We start from the raw sequence: 22,245 nt of genomic DNA, 5'->3' as shown, positions 1-22,245 counted from the left end.
CGCGCCCGGGCCGCCGGCCCGGGGGCCGCTCCCGACACGGCCGGGAGCCAGCCCCGCTCGGCGCCGGCGGTCTCCATGGCCGGCGCGCTCAACCGGGCGCTGCGGGACGCGATGGCGGCGGACGAGCGCGTACTGGTCCTCGGTGAGGACGTCGGCCGCCTGGGCGGAGTGTTCCGCGTCACCGACGGGCTGCGCGCCGCCTTCGGCGAGCGGCGTTGTTTCGACACGCCGCTGGCGGAGGCCGGGATCGTCGGGTTCGCGGTCGGCATGGCGATGTACGGCCTGCGGCCGGTCGTGGAGCTGCAGTTCGACGCCTTCGCCTATCCGGCGTTCGAGCAGGTGGTCAGCCACGTGGCGAAGCTGGGCGCGCGGACCGGCGGCCGGGTCCGGCCGTCCATGGTGCTGCGCATCCCCTACGGGGGCGGGGTGGGCGCGGTCGAGCACCATTCGGACAGCTCGGAGGCGTACTACGCGCACACGGCGGGCCTGAAGGTCGTGACCCCGGCGACGGTCACGGACGCCTACTCCCTGCTGCGGGACGCGATCGACGATCCCGACCCGGTGGTGTTCCTGGAGCCGAAACGGCTGTACTGGAGCCGGTCGCCGGTGGATCTGCCCGTGCGCGCCGAGCCGCTGGGCCAGGCGGCGCTGCGCCGGGCGGGCCGGGACGTGACGGTGGTGACCTATGGGCCGACCGTCCCGCTCGCGTTGGAGGCGGCCCAGGTCGCCGCCGGGTACGGCTGGGATGTCGAGGTCGTCGACCTGCGGTCCATCGTGCCGTTCGACGACGACACGGTCGTCGCCAGCGTCCGCCGCACCGGCCGCTGCGTCGTCCTGCACGAGGCCCAGGGATTCGCCGGGGTCGGCGCGGAGATCGCGGCACGCGTCCAGGAACGCTGCTTCCACTCGCTCGCGGCGCCGGTGCTGCGGGTGACCGGATGGGACGTTCCGTATCCCGCCCCGAAGCTCGAGCACCACCACCAGCCGAGCGTCGCGCGCATCCTCGACGCCTTCGAGCGCCTGCAGTGGGACGACGAACCGGACGCCCGCTGGCTCGCGGACACATGAGGGAGCCCGGCGACATGAACGGTTCACGTGACGCGGCCCCGGCGACCGGCGTCGCCGAGTTCGCCCTCCCCGACCTCGGCGAAGGGCTCACCGACGCCGTCGTCGTGCGGTGGCTCGTCGAGGTCGGGGAGCCGGTCGAGATCGACCAGCCCATCGTCGAGGTGGAGTCGGCGAAAGCGCTCGTCGAGATTCCCTGCCCCTACGCGGGGATCGTCGAGAGCCGCCACGGCCGCGCCGGCGAGGTCCTGGCTGTCGGCTCTCCCCTCGTGCGGGTCCGGGAGCGGACCGGCACGGTCACCGGCCCGTCGGCCGGCTCGGCATCCGTCGGAGCCCCGGGCCCGGCACGCCCCCAGGCCGCCTTCTCGGCGCCGCTCGCGGGTGACCTCCCGCGACAGCCTCCGGCAGCGGGAGGGCCGGCGCTCGTCGGCTTCGGCCCGGCGGCGGTGGAACCCGCCCAGGCCGCGGGGGTTGCCCGCTGGCGGCGCCGGACGCCGAGGATCGGCGGACACCAGCCCGCGTTGGGCATACCGCGACCGAACGGCGCCGCGACGTCGGACGACGTGGTGACCTCGAACGGCACCAGGGCCCTGGACGGCGCGGTGAGGCCGACGGTCGCGGCCGTCGTGCCGGCCGGGCGAGCCGGACGGGCAGATGCCGCGGATTCGGCGAGCGCCGCGGTCGCGCCGCGGGTCATCTCGCCGGTGGTTCGGCGGCTCGCCCAGACCGCGGGCCTCGACCTGGGCGAGGTGCCCGCGACCGGCGCCGGCGGCGTCGTCCGCCGGGCCGACGTGGAGCACGCCCTGGCCGCGGCGCGGCGCGCCGAGCACCGCCCGCCGCCGTCCCCTGATCCGGTGGCGTCTGATCCGGTGACGTCTGATCCGGTGACGTCTGATCCGGTGACGTCGCCGACGGTCCACCGCGTTCCCCTGGCCACCAGGCGGGTGGTCGTGGAGCGGATGGTTCGTAGCCGGCGGGAGATCCCGGAGGCGACGGCCTGGCGCGACGTGGACTTCACCGACCTGCTCGCGGCCCGCGACGCGATCAACGCCCTGAACCCGGACCGGCCGGTGAGTGTGCCGGGCCTGCTGGCCAGGATCTGCGTCGCGGGGCTCGCGCGCCATCCCGAGCTCAACGCCACCGTGGACACCGAACGGGACGAGATCATCCGGTATCCGTCAGTCCACCTGGGATTCGCGATCGCCGGTGCCGCCGGCCTGGTCGTCCCCGTCGTCAGGAACGCCGACGCCATGACGGCGCCGCGGCTGACCGAGCGGCTCTCCGAGCTCACCACCCGGGCACGTGACCGCGCGTTGACTCCCGCCGAGCTCACCGGAGGCACGTTCACCATCAACAACCACGGCGCGCTCGGCACGGACGGCGCTGTTCCGATCATCAACCATCCGGAGGTCGCGCAGCTCGCGGTGGGCCGGATCGCCGAGCGGCCGTGGGTCGTGAACGGCGAGATCCATCCACGCAAGGTCGCCCAGCTCACCGTCGCCTTCGACCATCGCGCCTGCGACGGCTCGCCCGTGGCCGGCTTCATCACCTTCCTGGCCCACTGCGTCGAGCAGCCACTCACCATGATCGCAGAACTGTAGGAACGAGACGGGGGAAGAAATGGGCGCGCGAACCGGCACCGAGTTCCTCAAGGGGCTGATGGACGATCGCGAGGTCTGGCTGGACGGCGAACGAGTGGCCGACGTGACCACGCATCCGCGCACCGCCGGCGCCGCCAGGACGCTCGCCGGCCTGTTCGACCTGCAGCACGAGCGGCCCGACCGGTACCTCACCGTGGACCCGGACAGCGGGGAGACGGTCGCGGTGACGCATCTGGTTCCCCGGTCGGCCGCGGACCTGGCCCGCCGGCACGACGCGATCGCCGGCATCGCGCGGCGCACCCTGGGGCTGATGGGCCGCAGCCCCGACTACCTCAACGTGACGCTCGCCGGCTTCGCCGGACGTCCCGACGTGTGGAGCCGCGGCGGCAACGACCAGGGCACCGCCAACCTGATCGCCTATCACCGCCACGTCATGTGCCACGATCTGGCGCTCACGCACGCGATCGTCAACCCGACCGTCGACCGGTCGATGCCGGAGACCGCGGCCGGCGGCGGAGACATCGTCGTTCACAAGGTGGCGGACACCGCCGAGGGAATGGTCGTGCGCGGCGCCAGGGCACTCGCGACCCTCGCGCCGTTCGCCGACGAGATCTTCGTCTACCCCGGCTATCCGCTGACCGAGGGCGACGAACGGTACGCGGTCGTCTTCGCCATCCCGATGTCGACCCCGGGCCTGCGGGTGCTCTGCCGGGACAGCTACTCCTCGTCGGCGCCAGCCGCTGACGCGCCGCTGTCCAGCCGGTTCGACGAGCAGGACGCCGTCATCATCTTCGACGACGTCGAGGTGCCACGCCACCGCGTCTTCCTCGACGGGGACGTGGACCTTTACAACCGCGTCATGCAGCGGTCCGGCTGGACCGCGAACGTCATGCAGCAGACCACGATCCGCGCCGTCTCGAAGCTCCAGTTCGCCTGGGAGCTCGCCACCAGAATGGCCGAGGCGGTCAACAACACCAGCCCCGCCGCCATCGAGATGCTCGGCGAGATCTGGACGTACCTCGAGCTGACCAGGTCCGCGCTGACCGCCGCCGAGGCCGGCGCCCACGAATGGGGGGCGGGGACGTGGTTCTGCGCGGAGCCCCCGTTCGCGGCCCTGCGCCCCACCCTGCCACGCTGGTTCCCCCGGGTCACCGAGATCATCAAACTGCTGGGAAGCCACAGCCTGCTCGCCACGCCGACCAGGGCCGAGCTGGACGACCCGCGGCTGCGCCCGCTGCTGGAGCGCTACTACCAGGGCGCGAACGGAATGCCCGCCGGCGAGCGGGCGGCGCTGTTCCGGCTCGCCTGGGACTTCGTCGGCACCGGGCTGGCCGGCCGCTCCGACCTGTACGAGCGGTTCTACCTCGGTTCGCCGGGCCGGTTCCTCCAGCTCGCCCAGCGCCAGGCGGCCCGCGGCGCGGACTTCGGCCTGGTCGACTCGATCCTCGCCTGACTCCGCCGGGCGGGCGGCGGTGCACGCGTCAGCGGCCGCCGCCGCCCGCCGACGGCGGTGACAGTCATCCGATCCCGGCGGGGCGATCATCTCGGCCAGGCCGCCGGTCCCGCGCCGCGCCTGCCCGTCCTGGCGCCGCCTCGCCGGGCGACCATGATCAGTCGGGGTAGGGCGCCTCGGCGCGCGCCTTGCGAAGCGCGGCCGCCCACCAGGCAAGCTGGTTGAACATCGTCTTGGCGTAGCCCGGCGCGTCCGGGTCGGCCGGCTGGCCCGCGTCCCAGGTCACGAAGTAGTTCGGGAACGCCAGGCCGTCGCGGATGGTCACCGCGTGCAGTTCGGTGAGGACGTTCTCCAGGTGCAGGACCGCGTGCCGCCCGCCCGCCGCGCCCCCATAGCTGACGAACGCGACCGGCTTCGCGGTCCACTGCGTGAAGTGCCAGTCGATGGCGGCCTTCAGCGAGGCGGGGTAGCTGTGGTTGTACTCGGGGGTGACGAGGACGAAGGCATCCGCGGCGTCGAACCGCGCGGTCAGGGTCGCCATGCCCGCCGGGCGCGGGTACGTGGCTCCCGCGTACTTCGGCGACGCGGCTGGCAGGGAAAGCGGGATCTCGAACTCGGCGAGGTCGACCACCTCGATGTCGAAGCTTCCGTGCGCGGTTGCCTGTTCGGCGACCCACGAGGCCACGACCGGGCCGAACCTGCCCTCCCGCACACTCCCGACGACGATGACGAGTTTGCTCGGTTGGCTCATGGCCCTACGGTCGGCCGCGCCGCCCTCCGCTGCCAGACCGGGCACAGACTAGCCCCGAGAGGGCCACCATCGAACCGCGTGCCGCGGCGCGGCGGGTCGCGGTCGCACGTCCAGGGAGTCGTGCGTCCAGGAAACCGATGCCGCGCGTTCCGGCCGGGCGCACCCATCTTCAGGAGGAACCGTCGTGCCCCAACTCCGCCGGCCGCTGGTCGTGGCCGTTCCCACCGAGGACCTCCGCGAGGCCCTGGCGTCGGTTCCCGCGACGGACGTGGTGGTCTGGGACCTGTCCGGCGAGCCGCCCCGGCCGGACCTCGACGTCGTCGTGGTGCCGTACATGTCTGACCCGACGGCGCTTACGGCGCTCGAGGGCCTGCGCCCGCTGCTCGTCCAGAGCCAGTCCATCGGCTACGAGGGTGTGAGCGCCGTGCTCCCCGCGGGCCTCACCTTCAGCAATGCCGCGGGGGTCCACGAGACCTCCACCGCCGAGCTGGCGATCGGGCTGATGATCGCCAGCCAGCGGCGACTGCCGGCCCTGATCCGCGCTCAGGCTGATCACCGGTGGGCACACGCCGCATCGCTGTCGCTCGCGGACTCGCGCGTGCTCGTGGTCGGGCAGGGCGGCGTCGGCCGCGCGGTCGTCAGCCGCCTGCGCCCCTTCGAGGTCGACGTCGTCCGCGTGGCGGCGACCCACCGTGAGGACGCCGAGGGCGTCGTCTGGGCCGTTGGCGAATTGCCGGGCCTGCTGCCCGACGCGGACGTCGTCGTGCTCGCCGTGCCCCTGAACGCGAGCACGGTGGGCCTGGTGAACCGGGAGTTCCTGGCCACCATGCGGCCGGGTGCCCTGCTGGTCAACGTCGCGCGCGGCCAGGTGGTGGTCACCGAGGACCTCGTCGAGGCGGTCCGTGCCGGCCAGATCCGCGCCGCGCTCGACGTCGTCGATCCCGAGCCGCTACCACCGGAACACGCCCTGTGGGACCTGGACGAGGTCCTGCTCACCCCCCATGTCGGCGGCCACAGCGCCGCGATGCGGCCACGGGTCGTCGCCCTTCTCCGCCGCCAGCTCGACGCCCTGTCAGCGGGCGCGCCCCCGCACAACGTCGTCATCCCGGCACGGACGACCACGCCGCCGGCCGGTGCCTGACAGCGCGACCGGATCGGCGGGCCTCGTGGGCCGCAGCGGCGGGGCTTGACCTCGGTCGGTCGGCGGAATTGGGTTGGGTCATGGTCGAGGTGCCCGTTGCTCAGCGGATGTGGCGGCTGTTCGAGCCGGTGCACGCCGTCACGTACTTCGCGCCGGCCAGCCTGGCGACGTGGCAGGACGCCGGGGTGCGCGGCTACTGGCGTGGGTACTTCGCCGGCCGGGCGGCGCCGCTGGGGCCGGTCGAGGCCGGGCCGGTCGTCGGCGCCTTCTTCGGGTTCGCGCCCGCCATGGTGGCCCGGGCGCTGCCGGACGTCTGGACCTGGGTCTCCCCGGAGAAGGCGCTCGCCGTCCGGCTCGACGGCGCCCGCGCGGCGCTCGGTCCGCTGGTCGCCGGGATCGGCGCGGACGAGCTCACCGAACTGGCCGCGCTGCTGCGGTCGGCGGCCGAGCACGCCCCGGTCGCCGGCCGGGTGCTCGGCGCCGCGAACGCCGGGATCCCCTGGCCCGACGATCCGCTCGGCACCCTCTGGCACGCGGCGACCGTCCTGCGGGAGCACCGCGGCGACGGGCATGTCGCCGCCCTGCTCACCGCCGGTCTCGACGGCCCGGAGAGCCTTGTCTGGCGGGTCAGCAGGGGCGGCACCGACCGCGCCTTCTACCAGCGGATCCGCGGCTGGACCGACGACGAGTGGGACGCGGCGGCCGGCCGACTGCGGGCTCGCGGCTGGCTCGACGACGACGGCGCGCCGACCGAGGCGGCGCTGGCCGCCGCCCGTGACCTGGAGGCGACGACGGACCGGCTCGCGAGCCCGGCCTGGGACGCGCTCGGCCCGGACGCGACCCGGCGCGCCGCGGCGCTGCTGGCCCCCGTCGCCGAGGCCGCGGCCCCGCTGCTGCTGTGGCCCAACCCCGTCGGCGTCCCCGACCCGCGCGACCAGCCGCCCACCGGATAGGTCCCGCTCGCGGCGGTCCGGACCGAGGCAGGACCCAGCGAGCCAGGCGGACGCGGATCGTCCGTTCAGCCTCGGCGACGGACCAACACGGATCAGACCGGACCAGAACGCGCGACACGAAAACCGACATCGTCTACCCGGAAGTTCGGATGGCCGCGGCGCCGCACCGAGGCTCGACAGCTCCAGTGCTCGTCGGCCCATCCACCGCCGCGCAGCACCCGATACGGGCCGTAAACCTCGGCGTCATAGACGTCCCAGCACCAGTCCCACACATTGCCTAGCATGTCGTGCAGGCCCCACGGGTTGGGCAGCTTGGCGCCCACCTCATGAACTCGGCCGTGTGAGTTTTGCCGGTACCACGCGATGTCGTCGAGCGATCCATATCGCGGACCTGTCGTGCCGGCACGGCAGGCGTGCTCCCATTCGGCCTCGGTGGGCAGCCGATATCCGGCCGCGGTGATATCCCACTCGACGTGCTCACCTTCGGCGCGGATGTTATAGGCCGGCGCCAGTCCTTCGCCTTGCGACAGCGCGTTGCAGAAACGGACGGCGTCCCACCAGGACACACCTTCCACGGGCAGAAGATCCCCATCGACCGCGCTCGGCCGATGCCCGACGACCTGTGCGTACTGCGCCTGAGTGATCGGAAACGCGCCGAGGCGGTAGGGCGTGAGCTCGACCGACCACGTACACCGCGTTCGCCGGTCCGACAGCGTCACCAACCCCGCCGGGATGGCGATCATCGTTGCTCCCGCGCCTGTCTCCATGGTCAAGAACCTTACTGGCGTCATCAACGACGGTGGTCAACAGATGAGCGGGCTGGCGCCGGTCCAGGCCAGCCGATCCAGCGATCGCGAGGCCAACACGGATGGACCAGAATCCGCCCGCCGCTTCGCCCGCCAGAATCGCTGTCAGCGGCAGCGAGTGGCGGCGGGGAGTTGCCCGGTGATGAATGCTCCGGGAGATACCCCCATCATGCGGCGGAACTCGGCCGTCATGTGGGACTGGTCGTAGTAGCCCGCCTCGACCGCGAGGTGGGTCAAGGATTGCTGGCTGGCACGCGTGAGCACGTGTCGTAGCCGGTCGATGCGGGCGAAGTGTTTGGGCGGGATACCCACGGCATCGGTGAACAGGTTGCGCAGGTGCCGCTCGCTGACGTTCAGACGCCGAGCCGTCGTCCGGACCCGCCGAGGTCCAGGTATGGCCAGAGCGGTCAGGGCCGAGGTTGCGCTGTGCACGAGTTCGTCGCGTGCCAGGTCCTGACCCGACAGAGCCGATACCTGACCGATCAGCGTCTTCTCGAGGAGTTCGACGACCGCGGCGGCATCTGGACCGACGTCGGACAGGGCCTCGGCAAGCCGGTCACCTGCCGCGCCCCACAGGTCATCCAGCGGGACGGCCCGGTCGACAAGCCCGCGCGGGGGAACACCGAGCAACGCCCGAGCCCGCCCGGGCCGCAGCCGCGCCTTCACACAGAACGGCACCCGGCTCACCTCGAAATACGCGGCATGGGTACGCGGCCCCATGACCACGACCTCCTGGCGGTCGCCGCTCGCCCGTACGACCAGCGCCGTGGCGGTGTCCGGCACCTCGGTCCGGACAGGGACAACAGGCTCGCCGACCGCGGCAGTGCTCAGCTGGGAGATCCATGGCCGCAGCGCGGCCGGCACGGGGAGGACGCGTTCGGAGCCATCGTTCAGCACCGTGCCCACGATAGAAGCCTGAGTGCGCCGGCCGGCCACCGTGATCGCGCGGACAAGGACTGCCGAAACGTCCTAGCCGCCGCGCTGCCAGCGCTGACACCGTTGCCCCATGATCCTTGTTACCGGTGCCACGGGCACCGTCGGACGCGAGGTCCTCAGGCTCCTGGTCGCCCGTGGTGCGGCCGTCCGCGCGATGACACGGAACCCCGCGAACGTTCCCGGCTCGCTCGGTGTGGACATCGCGCGGGCCGACTTCGACGACTCCGCGTCGCTGCGCGCGGCGGTGGCCGGAGCCGAGAGGGTCTTCCTGCTGACCGCGCCGGCGTCGCCGGCGACCCACCATGACGTGGCCCTGCTCGACGCCGCCGTGGCGGCCGGGGTGAGCAGAGTGGTGAAGCTTTCCGCCATCGGGACCGGCGAAACCGACGCCCACGGCAGGGAAGTAGGAGCCTGGCATCGGCGGGCGGAGGAGGCCGTGCGCGCGAGTCCCATGGCCTGGACCGTGCTGCGGCCGTCCAGTTTCGCCTCGAACACGCTGCACTGGGCCGCACCCATCAGATCTGGCAATCCAATACCCAACCTGACCGGCGACGGTAGGCAGGGCGTCATCGACCCGCGAGACGTGGCCGCCGTTGCCGTGGAAGCCCTGACCTGTTCCGCCCACACGGGTCAGACCTATACCCTGACCGGCCCGGAACTGCTCGCTGTGCCCGACCAGGCCGCCCAGCTCCAGCGGCTTCTCGGCACCGCTGTCACGACCGTCGACATGCCCCTCGACGTGGCGCGCAAGGAGATGCTCGCCTCCGGAATGGACACCTCCGCCGTCGACGTCATCATCACCGGCTCCGGGTGGGCGCGGGCGGGGCACAACGCGATCCTCACCGACGACGTGCCCAGGCTCCTGGGACGCCCCGCGACCAGCTTCGAGGCCTGGGCGCTCGACCACCTGGACACCTTCACAGGCGCATGATCAATGTGATCCCGCGCCCGAAGCCGGTCGGGTTCTCGGGCACCTACACGGCTGCCTCACAGCCCGTCCCAGGCACCGCCAAGAAATAACGGAGATTCTGCACGTGAACGTCCATAACCATTGGTTATGACAACGGGTCTTGGATCGGCACGGAGTAACCCGGCACGGTGATCTGACAGGTTCCTGACCGCCACCGCGCAGTCCTCGAGGGGAGGCAACCATGCAGGCTCACGGCTGGGACGCCGCCGGGGTTGTCGTCGCCGCGGCTGAAGACGGTTCCGTCCTGTGCCCGGCACGCCGGTCGTGGCCTTCGGGTGGGACATCCCGGTCTGCGCAGCGCCGTCACGGATCGTGCCCAATGCTGAACGCACACCGCGGACTGAGCTGACGCTGGCGGACCTGCTGCCTCCGGCCGGCACGGAGACGACCCGACAGAAGCTTTCGAGGAGCATGAGCGTGGAGCTCGGTGTCAGTGGCCTGAACGCGAAGGCGACGACGGGCCCGGAGACGACCGCCCGTCTGGCCCGGCTGGCCCAGGAGCTGGCGTACCGCTCCTGGTGGGCTGGTGAGCACGTCGTCCTGCCCAGCCCTCGGGTGCCGGCATCGCCGATGGAGGCCACGGACCCGCTCCTGGATCCGCTCATACATCTGGCCTATGTGGCCGCGGCCGGCCCGGCTCGGCCGTTTGGAAATTATCTATATCCAGCTCGACCCGGTCGAGGTCAACGTGGACTCAGCTCGCCGGTACGCCGATCTCGGGGTCGACCGTCTCCTCGTGTATCCCCTGCCAATCGAGTCGGAGAGTGACGTCGCCGCCTTCCTGGAACGACACGCCTCACTTCCTCGCTGATCTACGCCGGCTCGCGCGTACCTGCTCCTGGCACCAGCGGCATTTCCCGCTCCAACGGGCCAAAGGCGGCGACGAGCACGCCGCACCACACGGCGGCAGAAAATCGGAACCGCGCCCGACTTCCGGCCACGCCAAGAATTGGCGGCTACCCGCCCTGATCGGTTTGCGGCGCCTTGCTGGGACTATCACGCGGTGCTACGCTGCGATTGCCACGCGCGACGAATAGTCCGTCCTTTGCCGAAGGCGTGACACGGTCGCGTTCTCGGCAGTTTTCATCAGGCCTACTCCCCATAAGGAGAAGTGCAGTGGCCACTCTTTCTGTGCGTACCGCCGAAATGCAGGAATGCATTGACGCATGCATCGACTGCCGCTCGACGTGTCGTAGCACCATGGATTACTGCATGCGCCAGGGCGGGGCGATGATGGACGCCGCCCTGATGCGGATGCTCTTGGACTGCAGCGACACCTGCGGCATGTGCGCCGACATGATCATGCGGGACTCGGGCAGCGTGAAGGACATGTGCCGCATGTGCGCGGACATGTGCACCCGGTGCGCCGACATGTGCGCCAAGATGCCCGACGACCGCCAGATGGCGGCCTGCGCGGAGGCCTGCCGCAGGGCCGCGGCCGCGTGCCGGAAGCTCGCGGCGGCCGGGTAGGCGGCACTCCCGCGAACACGTTCGAGGCGGTGGCATCCACGGGTGCCACCGCCTTCGCGCTGCGCGGACCGGGGCGCACGAGATTCGCCGACACCGGAGGACCGCCCTTCCGAATCCGCTACCGGTTCACGCCGCGGGCGGCCTCGCGCATATACTCGACAATCTCGACGGCAATGATGGGCTTTCCCGCGGCGGCCCGCGGCCGGTTGAGGTGATACAGCGCGAGTCCGGCTCTCTGGGCCGCGATCGAGGGAGTTGGGCACCGTGACCGAAGGCGGCCGCGTCCCGTGGAGCGGGACCGGCGCCGACCCGGCCGCCGAGGTGGTGGCGCTGGCCAGCGAGCTGATCGCCATCGACACCACCAACCTCGGCGATCCAGACGTGCCGGGAACCGAACGAGCGGCGGCGGAGTACGTCGCCGCGAAGCTGGCCGAGGCCGGTTACGAGCCGACCTTTCTGGAGTCAGGAGGCCGGGGCCGGGGCAACGTGATCGCCCGGCTGCCGGGCGCGGACCCGTCCCGCGGCGCGCTGCTGGTGCACGGCCATCTGGACGTGGTCCCGGCCGACGCGAGCGAGTGGACGGTCCATCCGTTCTCCGGTGAGGTGGCCGACGGGTACGTCTGGGGACGCGGCGCCGTCGACATGAAGGGCATGGTCGCGATGACGCTGGCCGTCGCCCGCCGGTTGCGCCGCGAGGGGGTCGTCCCGCCCCGGGACCTGGTCTTCGCGTTCCTCGCCGACGAGGAGGCCGGCGGGATCCTCGGGGCGCGCTGGCTGGTGGAGCATCGCCCGGACCTGTTCGAGGGGGTGACCGAGGCGATCAGCGAGGTCGGCGGGTTCTCGGTCGCCCTCCCCGGCCGCCGGACCGGCGCCGGCACGTCCGCCGACCCCGTCCGGGCCTATCTGGTCGAGACCGCGGAGAAGGGCTCGATGTGGCTGCGGCTGACCGCCCGCGGCACAGCCGGGCACGGCGCGATGCTGCATGACGACAACGCGATCGTGAAGCTGGCGGCCGCCGTGGCCCGGCTGGACGCGCACCGCTTCCCGCTGATCCTCACGGATCCCGTCCGGGAGTTCCTCGAGGGCGTGGCGGACCTCACCGGCGTCCCCTTCGACGAGAACGATCCGCGGGCCGCGGTCGACCGGCTCGGGAACCTCTCCCGACTGATCGGCGCGGCGCTGCGGGACACCGCCAACGTCACCCTGTTCAACGCCGGCTACCGGTCGAACGTGGTGCCCTCGGTGGCGGAGGCGACCGTCGACGCCCGGTTCCTGCCGGGCCGGGAGGCGGCGATGGCCCGCGAGCTGGTCACGGTCCTCGGCCCGGACGTCGAGGCCGTGTGGGACACGCTGCCCGGCGTGAGCACGAGCTTCGACGGGGCGCTGGTCGACGCGATGGCCCGGGCGATCGCCGGTGAGGACCCGGGCGCCCGGCTGCTGCCGTACATGCTCTCCGCCGGTACCGACGCGAAGTCCTTCGCCCGGCTCGGCATCCGCCACTTCGGCTTCGCCCCGCTGCGGCTCCCGCCGGACCTGGACTTCACCGCCCTGTTCCACGGCGTGGACGAGCGGGTGCCGGTCGACGCCCTCGAGTTCGGCGCCCGCGTCCTCGACCGGCTCCTGCGCGACTGCTGAGCCGAGGGCGTCAGCCTGGCGAGCCGTCACCCCACCGCGGGCCGTTCGCGGAGCCCGGCGGATCAGCGGTGGGTGCCGCTGAACTGGAGACCGACAACGCCTAGGACGATGAGGGCCAGGCAGGCGGCCTTGAGGGCGTTCATGTGCTCCTGGTATGCGATCACCCCGATGGCGGCGATGACAGCGGTGCCCGCGCCGGACCAGATCGCGTACGCGACCGCGAGCGAGATCGTGCGCAGAGCGAGCGACAGCAGGTAGAACGACACGGGATAGCAGGTCGCGACCAGCACCGTCGGCCAGAGCCTCGTGAAACCGTCCGACTGGCGCAGCGCGGACGTGGCGACGATCTCCAGCCCGATGGCCAGAGTGAGATACAGGGCGGCGACCATGCGCCGACCGTATCGGGCCGCCGGTCTGATCCACCTATGTCGGCTGTCCACGCCACACCGAACCCCGATGTCCGGAGACGGACGGCCCGGCGCCGATGGCGCCGGGTCGTCGCTGGACAGCGTCCGGTTCGTCGCCCGGGCGATGAACGGCCCAGGCCGGCGACGTCAGCTCTGGCGGGTCCTAACCGAACAGGCCACCACGGCCGTGGCCACCACCCCCGCCGAACAGCCCGCCCATACCGCCTTGCCCGTGGCCGCCACCACCGAACAGGCCGCCCATGCCGCCCTGGCCGTGGCCCCCCTGGCCGTGGCCGCCGAGCTGGTTGCCGCCGAAGCCCTGCTGGCCGAGGCCGAAACGGCCGGCCATGTCGGTGCCGGCGAGGGCGTTGTACGGGGGCATCAGCTCGTTCGGTTGGATGACGACGTAGCCGTCGCCGGAGAACTGCATCTGCCAGCTCTCGCCGGTGTTGCCACGCGGCCGCCACGCCGACGACGACGTCACCGCCGCCTGCATCGAGACCTGCAGGCTCGACGACCAGCCGACGACCGCGTCCGCGTCCGCGAAGTAGTAGTTCATCGGGGTCACGTGCATGACCAGCGGCGCGCCGGTCGTGCACATGCAGACCTTGCCCTGACCGCGCAGCTCGATCTGGTAGTTGCCGACGCCGGCGATGCCCACCTGGGTGTCGATGCGCACGACATCCCACTGCAGGTCGCGGTCGAAGGCGAGCACGTTGCGCCCGTCGATCGTCAACGGGTCGCTGGAGATGTCCAGGATGTGGATGTCCTGGGCCTGGTAGGCGAGGTAGACGGCGCCCTGGCCGGCGACCTTCATCAGGTTCAGGCCCTCGCCGCCGGTGAAGTGGCGGCGCAGGTGGCTTGCCCAGCCCTCCCAGTGGGAGTCGAAGGTCGCTCCGCCCTGGTAGGCGACCATCGAGCCCGCGCGGGCGTAGAACTCCCGCATGCCCTGTGCGCCGAGCGTCGCCTTGAGCATCTTGCCGTTCTGCAACGCGAACCGCTCGTTCGAGGTCACCTCGGGGTTGTTCAGCAGCGAGCTGCGAATCCCCCCGGGGGCGCCCGGAGCACCAGGCATGCCGCCTGGCATCCCCGGGGCGCCCGGCGGCATGCCGGGGGCGCCGGGAGGCATCCCGCCCGGCGGGTAGCCGCCCGGAGCGCCGGGCATCGGGCCGTGGCCTCCCGGCTGGGGCGGGTAGCCGGGGCCCCCCGGCTGGGGCGGGTAGCCGCCCGGAGCCCCGGGCTGCGGGTAGCCAGGCTGCTGGGGCGGATAGCCCTGACCGGGCTGCTGAGGCGGATAGCCCTGACCAGGCTGGGGCGGGTAGCCCTGACCAGGCTGCTGAGGCGGGTAGCCCTGACCGGGCTGCGGCGGGTAGCTCATGACGACGTCGTCCTTCCAGCCACGATCAGGTCGGCGGGCGGGGGCGCGAGGGTGGTCATCCGGATCAGCCTCGCACCGAGAAGGTCGGGCGCTCGTCCTCGCTGGGCTGCACGACGACGAAGCCCTGACCGGAGAAGCCCAGCTGGAACGCCTCGCCGGAGCCGCGGCCGATCAGGCCGCCGAGCCGGGCGGTGCGCCGGGGTTCGACCCGCAGGCCCTCGGTGAACGCGACGAGGGCGTCGGTGTCGACGAAGGTCGGCGCCTCGCGGGTGTCGAGCATGACCGGGTTGCCCTTGGAGGTCAGCGCCACCCAGCCGCTGCCGCGGAGCACCACGTTGAACATGCCCATGCCGGACAGCATGCTGACGCCGCGCACCTTCTCGATGTTCCACTGAAGATGGGCATCGAACGCGAGGATGTTCTTCCCGTTGACCGACAGCGCCTCGTTGGACATCTGCAGGACGATGACCTCCTTGCCGTAGTCGGCAAGGTAGAGCAGGCCCTGCCCGGTGGCGGTCATCAGCGGCACGCCCTCGCCGGTGGCCCACGAGGCCGCCATCCGGCCGAGCTGCGGCGGCTGCGCGTTGAAGTCGATCAGACCCTCGTAGGCGATCATCGAACCGACCCGGCAGAACAGGTCCATGCCAGGCTGCATGACCACCTTTGCGATCTTGGATCCGTGCTTGCTCATCCGGTCCATGATCGGGGTCGGGCCATAGTTCTGCGTCAGCGTTCCGAACACGGCCCGCTCCCCTGCCTCGTCTGCCTCATCTGGATCTGCCTGGTCTGGGTCTGCCGCCCTGGTCGCATGGGCCCTACACCTCGTACGGCTGGACGACGACGAAGTGACCGGCGAAGCCCATGAACTGCAGCGCGAACGTCTCGGCGTTGGTAGCCCCGTGGTAGATCTGTCGGGACACCCGGACCTGGGTGTTCACGCTCACCCGCATGCCGGTGGTCCAGGCAACGAGGGCGTTCATGTCGGCGAACGTCGGGCCCTGCACGCCCAGCGTCATCGGTGTGCCCTTGGTCATCACGACGATCGCGCCGGGGCCGGCCAGCTCGAAGTGGAAGAACCCGCCGCCGGGGATGCCGGGGCTCTCGATCCGCTTCACCTCGCTGCGGATCGTCGCGTCCATCGCCAGCACGTTCTTGGTGTTGACGCACAGCGACTGGCCCTGGGCCAGCTCGACGATGTGCAGGTCCGCGGCGTCCTGAGCGAGGAAAACCTCGCCCTGGCCCCGGCAGGTCATCAGCTTGAGGCCCTGGCCGGTGAGCTTCTCCTCGATCAGGCCGCGGATCCCGCCGCTCTTGTAGTCGAAGTCGACGTTGCCCTGATAGGCGACCATCGAACCACGCAGCGCGAGCGCCTCTGGACCGAGCGTGACCTTGACCATCTTGCCGTTCTGGGCGCTCCAGCGGCCGGTCGCCTGCGCCTCCCGGTACGGGCTGAGGCTGTTCATCGCGCCCGGCGGCACCGGCTGCACCTGGGACGGCAGCGGCTCGGCCATCGGGTAGGGCGCCGGGTACCCGGCCGCGGCCGGCGCGGCCGCCGGCTGCCCGTAACCGGGGCCCGCCGGAGGCTGGTGCGGCGCCGGGGGCTGGTGCGGCGCGGGCGGCTGGGCGAAGCCGGGACCGCCGGGTGCGTGTCCGGGAGCCGGCTGCCCGTAGCCGGGCGCCGCCGGCTGGCCGTAGGCAGGCGCCGGCGGAGCCTGCGGCACGGGCGGGGCCGGCGGAACGGCCGGCGGCATCGGCGGCTTGGCCTGGGAGGGCGACGGCGGCGGAGGCGCGAAGCCCGGGGCCGGCGCCGGGGCCGGCGGCGGCGGCGCGAAGCCGGGAGCGGCCGGCGGCGGGGCCGGCGGAGCCTCGTCGGCGACCTCGCCGCCGAAGGAACGGATCAGCTCGGCGAGCCCGCCGGCGAAACCCTGCCCGTTCGCCGCGACCCGCCACACGCCCTTGCGGTAGACGTCGCCGATTATGACGGCGCGCTCGGCGGTGAAGTCGGCCCCGGAGAAGGAGTACCGCATCACCTCCTGGCCGCCGACGACGATCCGGAAGTAGCCGGAGGCGATGGAGCTCGCGTTCCCGGTGCCGTCCAGCGCCGCGCAGAACGACAGCTTGTGGATCGAGGCGGGCACCGCGTCGAGGGTGAGCCGGAACGACTCGGTGTCGCCCGACTGCGCGCCGAGCTGCTGGATCGAGCCCTCCGGCGACTTGGGCTGGTTGAAGAACACGAAGTACCGGTCGTCGGAGAGCCGGTCGGCCGCGTCGAGCCCGAAGCAGGAGATGTCCCAGCTGGTGCCCGGGGCGTTGATCTGGATACCGATGTAGAGATCGGTACCCTGCGTGATCGCGGACAGTTGGCTCTTCTGTCCCCGATCGAACTGCGTGACCACGCTGTACCTCCCGCCCGCCCTGTGATCCGGCCTGGTCCGGCGCCCGGCCCGGGCCTCCGCCCGCGCCGCGGCCGCCCCGGTGGCCAGGCCGCGGCCGCGACCGCCCTTATGGTCGCACCCTCGGCCGACACCCGATGTGCGCCGGACTGACCGGAACCTAACAGCCTGGCGGCGCGGCCACCGCATCAGCCGGCGCCCGCGCGCTGTCTTTCGCGGGACAGCGGCCCGCGAGCACCGGCCGTGAGCGCGGCCGGCGAGCGCCTCGTGCGCCGCCGCCGCGCCGCGCGACCCGTCGGCGACCGGCCGAAACGGCCTGACCGACGCGAATGGTCCGGCTGTGTCACACCAAGTAACGATCACGCGGAGCGCCTCGACCAGGGCGGGCCAGAGACGCCGCGCCCGGCACCTGTGTGCTGGCAGCACCAAACCCACCGACGCGCGGGGGCTCACCATGGCGCTCACGACCATTGCGCCCGCGTGAGGTGGCCCGACCCGCGCGGCTGGCCTCTGGCCTGCCCCGTCCGGGCAGCTCGAACAGGAGGACGACCGACGTCATGAGTTCCCGCTTCCCCGACGTGCCGGCCGGGGCGTTCGACGCCTTCATCGGTGGGGCGGTCGCGACCAGCAGATCCCACCGCGCCTGGACGCCCGCCGACGGCGCGCTGCCGGCCCTGTTCGTCAGCCACGGCGCGCCGCCCCTGTTCGACGACGGGCCCTGGATGGACGAGCTGCTGGCCTGGGCCACGGCGCTGCCCAAGCCACGAGCGATCCTGATCGTCAGCGCGCACTGGGAGCAGGCGCCGGCGCGCCTGTCCGCGTCCATGGCGCGCACGCCGCTGGTCTACGACTTCGGCGGCTTCGACCGCCGCTACTACGAGCTGAAGTACCCGACACCCGACGCCGGCCGGCTGGCCGGTCGGGTCAGGGCGACCCTCGCCGCCGCCGGGAGCCCCGCGGTGCACGAGGACCGGCGCCGCGGCCTGGACCACGGGGCCTGGGTGCCGTTGAAGGTGATGTACCCGCTGGCGGACGTGCCCGTGCTGCAGCTGAGCCTGCCGAGCAGCGACCCGGGCTCGCTGCTGGAGCTGGGGAAGCGGCTGCGGCCCCTGCGCGACGAGGGCGTGCTGGTGATCGGCTCGGGCTTCATGACGCATGGGCTGCCGTTCCTGCGCGAGGCGATGCTGACCGGCAGGGTGCCCGGCTGGTCGCGCGACTTCGACGCCTGGGCGGCCGACGCGCTCGACCACGGCGACGTCGACGAGCTCGCCGCCTACCAGGCGAAGGCGCCGGGGATGCCGTACGCGCACCCGACGGTCGAGCACTTCGTCCCGCTGTTCGTCACCCTCGGCGCGGCCACCGACCCGGGCCAGCCGGTCACGACCACGATCGTCGGCACCATGTGGGGCCTGTCCCGCCGCTCGTTCCAGGTCTCCTAGAGGAACCCCGGTCGGGGCGCGGTCAGCCTGGCATCCGCCGGCCGTGCTCGCCGGGAGGGCCGGGGGCGCCGCTCGAAGCCGGGTCGTCCGGGCCGGCGCCGTCGGAGCCGCTCCCGTTCGCGGAGGCGTTGGTGGACCCGTGAGGGCTCGCCCCGTTCGGCGTCGCGCCGGCGACGGGGGGCCCGCTCGGGTTGACGGTCACGGCCGGGTCGTCCAACGCTGTCGACATCGGCAGGTGGGCGACCGGTCGGAAGGCCGACGCGGTGGCGAACACCGCGTCCGGTTCCTGCTCCTCGGGCGGTGTCCGGCTCGCGCGGCGGCGCGGCGGCCACGGCGCCGGCAGCCACAGCGTCAGCGCGAGCACCAGCAGCGCGACGACCGGAAGCACCAGATACAGCCCAGGGGCGCGGACCTTCATGTCGACCAGATCGATGACGTAGTCGTTCGCGCCGTCTGGCAGCTTGTCCAGCACGTCCGGCGAGCGGATCGCGTGCCCGACCGCTCCCGCGATCAGCGAGCCGGCGCCGCCGCCGAGGCCGAGCGCTACCGGCACCGGCCAGCCGGCGTCCGCCGCGCGCCAGCGGGCCAGCAGCCCGGCGACGACGCCCGCCCCGAGGCAGATGAACCCGAAGGTCGCGTCGATGTCGCCCTGCGCGGCGAAGGCCGTCTCGCTGCCGCTGATGGCGGCGGTCAGGTCGAGGCGGGGTGAGACGGCCGCCCACAGCAGGCCCAGCAGGGGCCCCGCGAGCGTCAGCCCCAGCAGGCAGACCAATCCGGCCCGCAGGCCAGGGTCGAGGTGGCCGAGGAACACGGGGAGCCGCCGGTGAGCACGATGCCCGCGCGCGTCCGTCGCCGTGCCGCCAGGCCCGGCGTGGCCGCCGAACCCGTCGCCGCCGGGCCCGCCCGGGTCGTCGAGCTCGTCCTGGTCGCCGTCGCCGTCGCCGTCCTGGCCGCCGGGGACGGTCGGGCCGAGCGCGCCGGTCACGCCGTGCCCGCCCGGCGCAGCGCCGCCGCCGCGGCGGCCAGCGTGACGAGGGCGACCAGCGCGCACACCCCCAGGTCGAGGGCGACGGTCGCCCAGCGGGCCGCCGGCAGGAACGTCGCGCTGAGGGCGTCGACGGCGTAGCTGCTGGGCAGCAGGTCGCGCGCCAGCCAGCCGATGCCGGGCAGCCGGTCCGCCGGGATGATCCCGGCGAAGAGCACGACGCTCATCCCGAGCTGGCCGGCGATCGTGGCGAGCTCGGGACGCGGCGCGAGCAGGCCGAAGGCGGCGCCGATGCCGGCGAGGCTCGCGCCCGCCAGCAGCGCCACCGGAGCGAGCACCCACAGCCCGGACAGCGGCAGGTCGAACATCAGCGCGCCGGTGACCGCGGTGACGACGACACCGGGGACGGCGAACGTCGCGTAGGACGCGGCGGTGCCAAGCACGACGGCCGAGCCAGGGACGGGCAGCGTCAGGTAGTAGTCGAGCGCGCCGGCGGCGCGCAGCGCGCCGAACCGCTGGGCGAGGAGGTTGAGCGCGACGAACGCGACCACGAGCACCGTGCAGCCCGCGACGACCTGGGCGCAGATCGCGGCGTCGTCGATGTCCACGACGCCGCGCAGCAGCGCGAGAATGCCGACGGACTGCAGCGTGGCGACGAACATCAGCGGCATCCGGGCGACCTTGCCGCGGGCGATCTGGCCACGGTAGACGGCGGCGAACGCCGCCGGGAACGGCGTGCGGTCCGGCACCGCGGGGACCACCCCCAGGCCCGCCGGCGCCAGCCCCGCCGCCGCGGCGACGGTGGCCCCGAGCCCGGGCCGGCCGTCGGGCGCGGCAAGGCCCGAGAGCTCGGCGGGCTGGCCGCCGACGGCCTGCCGGACCGGTTCCCGGCCCTCCCCGATCGGCTCCGCCGGCTGGGGCGGAACCCCGGGGCCGGCCGGAACCCCGAGTGCCGGAGGCCCCTGCGCCGCATAGCGGGTCACGGTCACGGATGCACCTGCCCTGGGCGAGTGAACGGGCGGGTCAGGATCATGCGCGCTCCAGGTCGCGGGCGGTGCCGCCGAGCGACAGGTAGACGTCTTCCAGGGACGGCGTGGCCAGGCTGAAGTCGTCGAGCGCGGCGAACGCCGGGCCGGTGGTGAGCATGGCCAGCGCCTCGCGGGCCTGATCCGCCGGCATGCGCACCGTCCAGCGCCGGCCGGCGCGGCTCGCGCCCTGGCTGAGCCAGCGCACCGTCGGGTCGTCGGGCGGGGGTTCCTCGCGCCAGGCGAGCTCGAGGCGAACATCCGCGTCGACCAGCGCCTTCAGCCTACCCGGAGTGTCGCAGGCGATCACCCGGCCGGCCTCGAGCACCGCGACCCGGTCGAGCACCGTCTCCGCCTCCAGCACGTTATGGGTGATCAGGACGACCGTCACGCCGGCCTCGTCGCGCCGACGCCGCAACGCCGTCCAGACCGCGCGCCGGCTGCGCGGGTCGAGCCCGGTCGTCGGCTCGTCGAGGACCAGCACCGGCCGGGCGCCGACGAGCGTGGTCGCGACGCAGGCCAGACGGCGCTGGCCACCGGAGATCCGGCCCAGGGGCCGGTCGGCGACCTCACCGAGTTCCAGCTCGGCGAGCACCGCGTCCCGTTCGGCCCGGGCCGCCACCTTCGACAGGCCGCGCATCCGACCGGTGGTCTCCACCGCCGTCGCCACCGGCAGGTCGGTCAGCGCGAGGTCGCTCTGGCCAAGATAGGCGACGAGCCGGGCGGGCAGGTCGGGTCGGGCCACCACGTCGTGCCCGAACAGCTCGATGCTGCCCTCGTCTGGCCGCAGCAGCCCCATCAGCTGCCGTACCAGCGTCGTCTTCCCCGCCCCGTTGGGCCCCAGGATCCCGAACACCTCGCCGCGGGGGACATCAAGGTCGATGTGGTCGTTGGCGACCACGACTCGATCCCCGGTCCGATGCCGACGGGTCAGTCCCCGGACGGCGAAGCTGCACACCCGGCCATTCTCCAGTACGTCCGGGCCGTTCCGAACAGTCATGCTGTCCGAAAGCTCACTCGTGCGGACACGGCGGGCCGCGGGCTCAGACCGCGCTGCTCATCCAGACCACGACGTCGAGCATCCGCAGGGGGGTGACCCGAGGGCCGCCGTCCGGGACGAGGGTGCCCAGGCGCTGGAACTCCTCGGCGTTCTCGCGCAGGTCGTACTGCATGGCCCGCACCAGCAGCTGCATGTACTGGCGCCAGGAACGGCCGTCCTTCGGTGCCGCCGGGACGCAGTTCTCGTGCTGGTAGAAGATCCGCACCTTCGAGTCGAACAGCGGGACGAGCCCGGGACGCTTGCGGTGCAGCACCTTGGCGATGAGCGAGCCCTTGACGTCGCGGTCGGAGACGTCGGGGTCGTCCAGCGGGTCGTACAGCGCGGCCACCAGGTCGAGGGTGACGTCGTCGGCCTCGATGAGCTCGATCCCCGGGGGCAGCTTGTCGAGCGCTCGTTGGAGCAGCGGCAGCAGCGCGGTCAGGGTGTGCAGCCGGTCGACGTCGACGTTGACGCCAAGCAGGCAGGGCGCGAGCAGGTCCCCGGTGCAGAGCAGGTCAGGGTCGTCGTTGGTGACCAGTCCGTCGTAGTAGGGATAGGCGTAGCGCAGGCCGCGCTTGCGCGGTCCCAGGTACTCCTCGAGCAGGCTCTCCGCGTCGAAGACCTCCCGGGTGCCCATCGCCAGCTTCACCGAAGCTCCTCATCCCTTACGTCTGGTGCCATCCCGGCACACCGCGGTCCCGGCCGTCTACCCGTCGGGAGCCCCACCCGTCGCCTCCGACGCCACGCGGACCCATAGGCCCCGCGCGCGGCCGCGCGCCGGTACCCCCAAACAGTACG

General features: G+C 72.6%; 20 protein-coding genes. 9 read left to right on the top strand and 11 right to left on the bottom strand.

What is annotated here, in order from left to right; genetic code table 11:
• Positions 1-75: 75 nt before the first annotated feature.
• From I6A81_RS29945 to I6A81_RS29935, 3 genes are read left to right on the top strand one after another with little or no spacing between them, the layout of a single operon-like run.
• Positions 76-1,068: an alpha-ketoacid dehydrogenase subunit beta gene (locus tag I6A81_RS29945; protein ID WP_202999276.1), complete on the top strand. Its 993-nt coding sequence runs from the start codon at positions 76-78 to the stop codon at positions 1,066-1,068.
• A gap of 14 nt (positions 1,069-1,082) precedes the next feature.
• Positions 1,083-2,666, top strand: coding sequence for a dihydrolipoamide acetyltransferase family protein (locus tag I6A81_RS29940; protein WP_202999222.1), 1,584 nt, complete (start codon positions 1,083-1,085; stop codon positions 2,664-2,666).
• Positions 2,667-2,685: 19 nt separating this feature from the next.
• Positions 2,686-4,119 (top strand): 4-hydroxyphenylacetate 3-hydroxylase family protein, encoded by a 1,434-nt coding sequence (locus I6A81_RS29935; protein WP_202999220.1) that lies wholly within the window; start codon positions 2,686-2,688, stop codon positions 4,117-4,119.
• Positions 4,120-4,276: 157 nt separating this feature from the next.
• On the opposite strand, the gene I6A81_RS29930 is transcribed toward I6A81_RS29935, so the two are convergent.
• Positions 4,277-4,870, bottom strand: a complete 594-nt coding sequence (locus I6A81_RS29930; RefSeq protein ID WP_202999218.1) for an NADPH-dependent FMN reductase — start codon at positions 4,868-4,870, stop codon at positions 4,277-4,279.
• 184 nt (positions 4,871-5,054) lie between these two features.
• On the opposite strand from I6A81_RS29930, the gene I6A81_RS29925 reads away from it, so the two are divergent.
• Positions 5,055-6,011 (top strand): NAD(P)-dependent oxidoreductase, encoded by a 957-nt coding sequence (locus tag I6A81_RS29925; protein ID WP_202999216.1) that lies wholly within the window; start codon positions 5,055-5,057, stop codon positions 6,009-6,011.
• 80 nt (positions 6,012-6,091) lie between these two features.
• Complete coding sequence (locus I6A81_RS29920; protein WP_202999214.1) at positions 6,092-6,964, top strand: SCO6745 family protein; 873 nt, start codon at positions 6,092-6,094, stop codon at positions 6,962-6,964.
• Between the two features lie 92 nt (positions 6,965-7,056).
• Here I6A81_RS29920 and I6A81_RS29915 read toward each other — a convergent pair whose 3' ends face one another.
• Both I6A81_RS29915 and I6A81_RS29910 read right to left on the bottom strand, forming a co-directional pair.
• Positions 7,057-7,707, bottom strand: coding sequence for a formylglycine-generating enzyme family protein (locus I6A81_RS29915; RefSeq protein ID WP_202999212.1), 651 nt, complete (start codon positions 7,705-7,707; stop codon positions 7,057-7,059).
• Between the two features lie 168 nt (positions 7,708-7,875).
• Entirely contained in the window at positions 7,876-8,667 is a 792-nt protein-coding gene (locus I6A81_RS29910) for an AraC family transcriptional regulator (protein WP_202999209.1), read from the bottom strand.
• A 109-nt stretch (positions 8,668-8,776) separates the two neighbouring features.
• Here I6A81_RS29910 and I6A81_RS29905 point away from each other — a divergent pair, with 109 nt between their 5' ends.
• From I6A81_RS29905 to I6A81_RS29895, 3 genes are all read left to right on the top strand, one after another.
• Positions 8,777-9,637, top strand: coding sequence for an NAD(P)H-binding protein (locus I6A81_RS29905; protein ID WP_202999208.1), 861 nt, complete (start codon positions 8,777-8,779; stop codon positions 9,635-9,637).
• A 1,239-nt stretch (positions 9,638-10,876) separates the two neighbouring features.
• Entirely contained in the window at positions 10,877-11,146 is a 270-nt protein-coding gene (locus I6A81_RS29900) for a four-helix bundle copper-binding protein (protein WP_238428106.1), read from the top strand.
• A 264-nt stretch (positions 11,147-11,410) separates the two neighbouring features.
• Positions 11,411-12,781, top strand: a complete 1,371-nt coding sequence (locus I6A81_RS29895; RefSeq protein WP_202999204.1) for a M20/M25/M40 family metallo-hydrolase — start codon at positions 11,411-11,413, stop codon at positions 12,779-12,781.
• 62 nt (positions 12,782-12,843) lie between these two features.
• On the opposite strand, the gene I6A81_RS29890 is transcribed toward I6A81_RS29895, so the two are convergent.
• From I6A81_RS29890 to I6A81_RS29875, 4 genes are all read right to left on the bottom strand, one after another.
• Positions 12,844-13,170, bottom strand: a complete 327-nt coding sequence (locus I6A81_RS29890) for a DMT family transporter (RefSeq protein ID WP_202999202.1) — start codon at positions 13,168-13,170, stop codon at positions 12,844-12,846.
• A gap of 181 nt (positions 13,171-13,351) precedes the next feature.
• Entirely contained in the window at positions 13,352-14,566 is a 1,215-nt protein-coding gene (locus tag I6A81_RS29885) for an AIM24 family protein (protein WP_202999199.1), read from the bottom strand.
• A gap of 64 nt (positions 14,567-14,630) precedes the next feature.
• Positions 14,631-15,266 carry an AIM24 family protein gene (locus tag I6A81_RS29880; protein WP_238428117.1) on the bottom strand — a complete coding sequence of 212 codons (636 nt, stop codon included), beginning with the start codon at positions 15,264-15,266 and terminating at the stop codon, positions 14,631-14,633.
• Positions 15,267-15,381: 115 nt separating this feature from the next.
• The gene (locus tag I6A81_RS29875; protein ID WP_202999195.1) at positions 15,382-16,962 is read right to left on the bottom strand and encodes a TerD family protein; all 1,581 of its coding nucleotides are present in this window, start codon (positions 16,960-16,962) and stop codon (positions 15,382-15,384) included.
• Between the two features lie 554 nt (positions 16,963-17,516).
• Between I6A81_RS29875 and I6A81_RS29870 the strand changes: the two genes are divergently transcribed.
• Positions 17,517-18,398, top strand: coding sequence for a dioxygenase family protein (locus I6A81_RS29870; protein ID WP_202999193.1), 882 nt, complete (start codon positions 17,517-17,519; stop codon positions 18,396-18,398).
• Between the two features lie 22 nt (positions 18,399-18,420).
• Here the strand turns inward: I6A81_RS29870 and I6A81_RS29865 are convergent, their stop codons facing one another.
• From I6A81_RS29865 to I6A81_RS29850, 4 genes are read right to left on the bottom strand one after another with little or no spacing between them, the layout of a single operon-like run.
• Entirely contained in the window at positions 18,421-19,383 is a 963-nt protein-coding gene (locus tag I6A81_RS29865; RefSeq protein WP_202999192.1) for a hypothetical protein, read from the bottom strand.
• Positions 19,380-20,372, bottom strand: a complete 993-nt coding sequence (locus I6A81_RS29860) for an ABC transporter permease (protein ID WP_407661403.1) — start codon at positions 20,370-20,372, stop codon at positions 19,380-19,382. Before I6A81_RS29860 ends, I6A81_RS29865 begins: the two co-directional genes overlap by 4 nt.
• Before the next feature lie 40 nt (positions 20,373-20,412).
• On the bottom strand, positions 20,413-21,408 hold the full coding sequence (locus I6A81_RS29855) for an ABC transporter ATP-binding protein (protein ID WP_202999190.1): 996 nt from the start codon (positions 21,406-21,408) through the stop codon (positions 20,413-20,415).
• A gap of 43 nt (positions 21,409-21,451) precedes the next feature.
• Positions 21,452-22,096, bottom strand: coding sequence for a DUF6308 family protein (locus I6A81_RS29850; protein WP_202999188.1), 645 nt, complete (start codon positions 22,094-22,096; stop codon positions 21,452-21,454).
• Positions 22,097-22,245: the final 149 nt, after the last annotated feature.

Source organism: Frankia nepalensis, assembly GCF_016786325.1.
GTDB classification, from domain to species: domain Bacteria; phylum Actinomycetota; class Actinomycetes; order Frankiales; family Frankiaceae; genus Pseudofrankia; species Pseudofrankia nepalensis.
This window is presented reverse-complemented; position numbering and strand designations above follow the sequence as displayed.

Coding starts and splice junctions, on each gene's coding strand:
- I6A81_RS29945 (WP_202999276.1), top strand. CDS start 76: ATGGCCGGCGCGCTCAACCGGGCGCTGCGGGACGCGATGGCGGCGGAC.
- I6A81_RS29940 (WP_202999222.1), top strand. CDS start 1,083: ATGAACGGTTCACGTGACGCGGCCCCGGCGACCGGCGTCGCCGAGTTC.
- I6A81_RS29935 (WP_202999220.1), top strand. CDS start 2,686: ATGGGCGCGCGAACCGGCACCGAGTTCCTCAAGGGGCTGATGGACGAT.
- I6A81_RS29930 (WP_202999218.1), bottom strand. CDS start 4,870: ATGAGCCAACCGAGCAAACTCGTCATCGTCGTCGGGAGTGTGCGGGAG.
- I6A81_RS29920 (WP_202999214.1), top strand. CDS start 6,092: ATGGTCGAGGTGCCCGTTGCTCAGCGGATGTGGCGGCTGTTCGAGCCG.
- I6A81_RS29915 (WP_202999212.1), bottom strand. CDS start 7,707: ATGATCGCCATCCCGGCGGGGTTGGTGACGCTGTCGGACCGGCGAACG.
- I6A81_RS29905 (WP_202999208.1), top strand. CDS start 8,777: ATGATCCTTGTTACCGGTGCCACGGGCACCGTCGGACGCGAGGTCCTC.
- I6A81_RS29900 (WP_238428106.1), top strand. CDS start 10,877: ATGGATTACTGCATGCGCCAGGGCGGGGCGATGATGGACGCCGCCCTG.
- I6A81_RS29890 (WP_202999202.1), bottom strand. CDS start 13,170: ATGGTCGCCGCCCTGTATCTCACTCTGGCCATCGGGCTGGAGATCGTC.
- I6A81_RS29885 (WP_202999199.1), bottom strand. CDS start 14,566: ATGAGCTACCCGCCGCAGCCCGGTCAGGGCTACCCGCCTCAGCAGCCT.
- I6A81_RS29880 (WP_238428117.1), bottom strand. CDS start 15,266: ATGGACCGGATGAGCAAGCACGGATCCAAGATCGCAAAGGTGGTCATG.
- I6A81_RS29870 (WP_202999193.1), top strand. CDS start 17,517: ATGAGTTCCCGCTTCCCCGACGTGCCGGCCGGGGCGTTCGACGCCTTC.
- I6A81_RS29855 (WP_202999190.1), bottom strand. CDS start 21,408: ATGACTGTTCGGAACGGCCCGGACGTACTGGAGAATGGCCGGGTGTGC.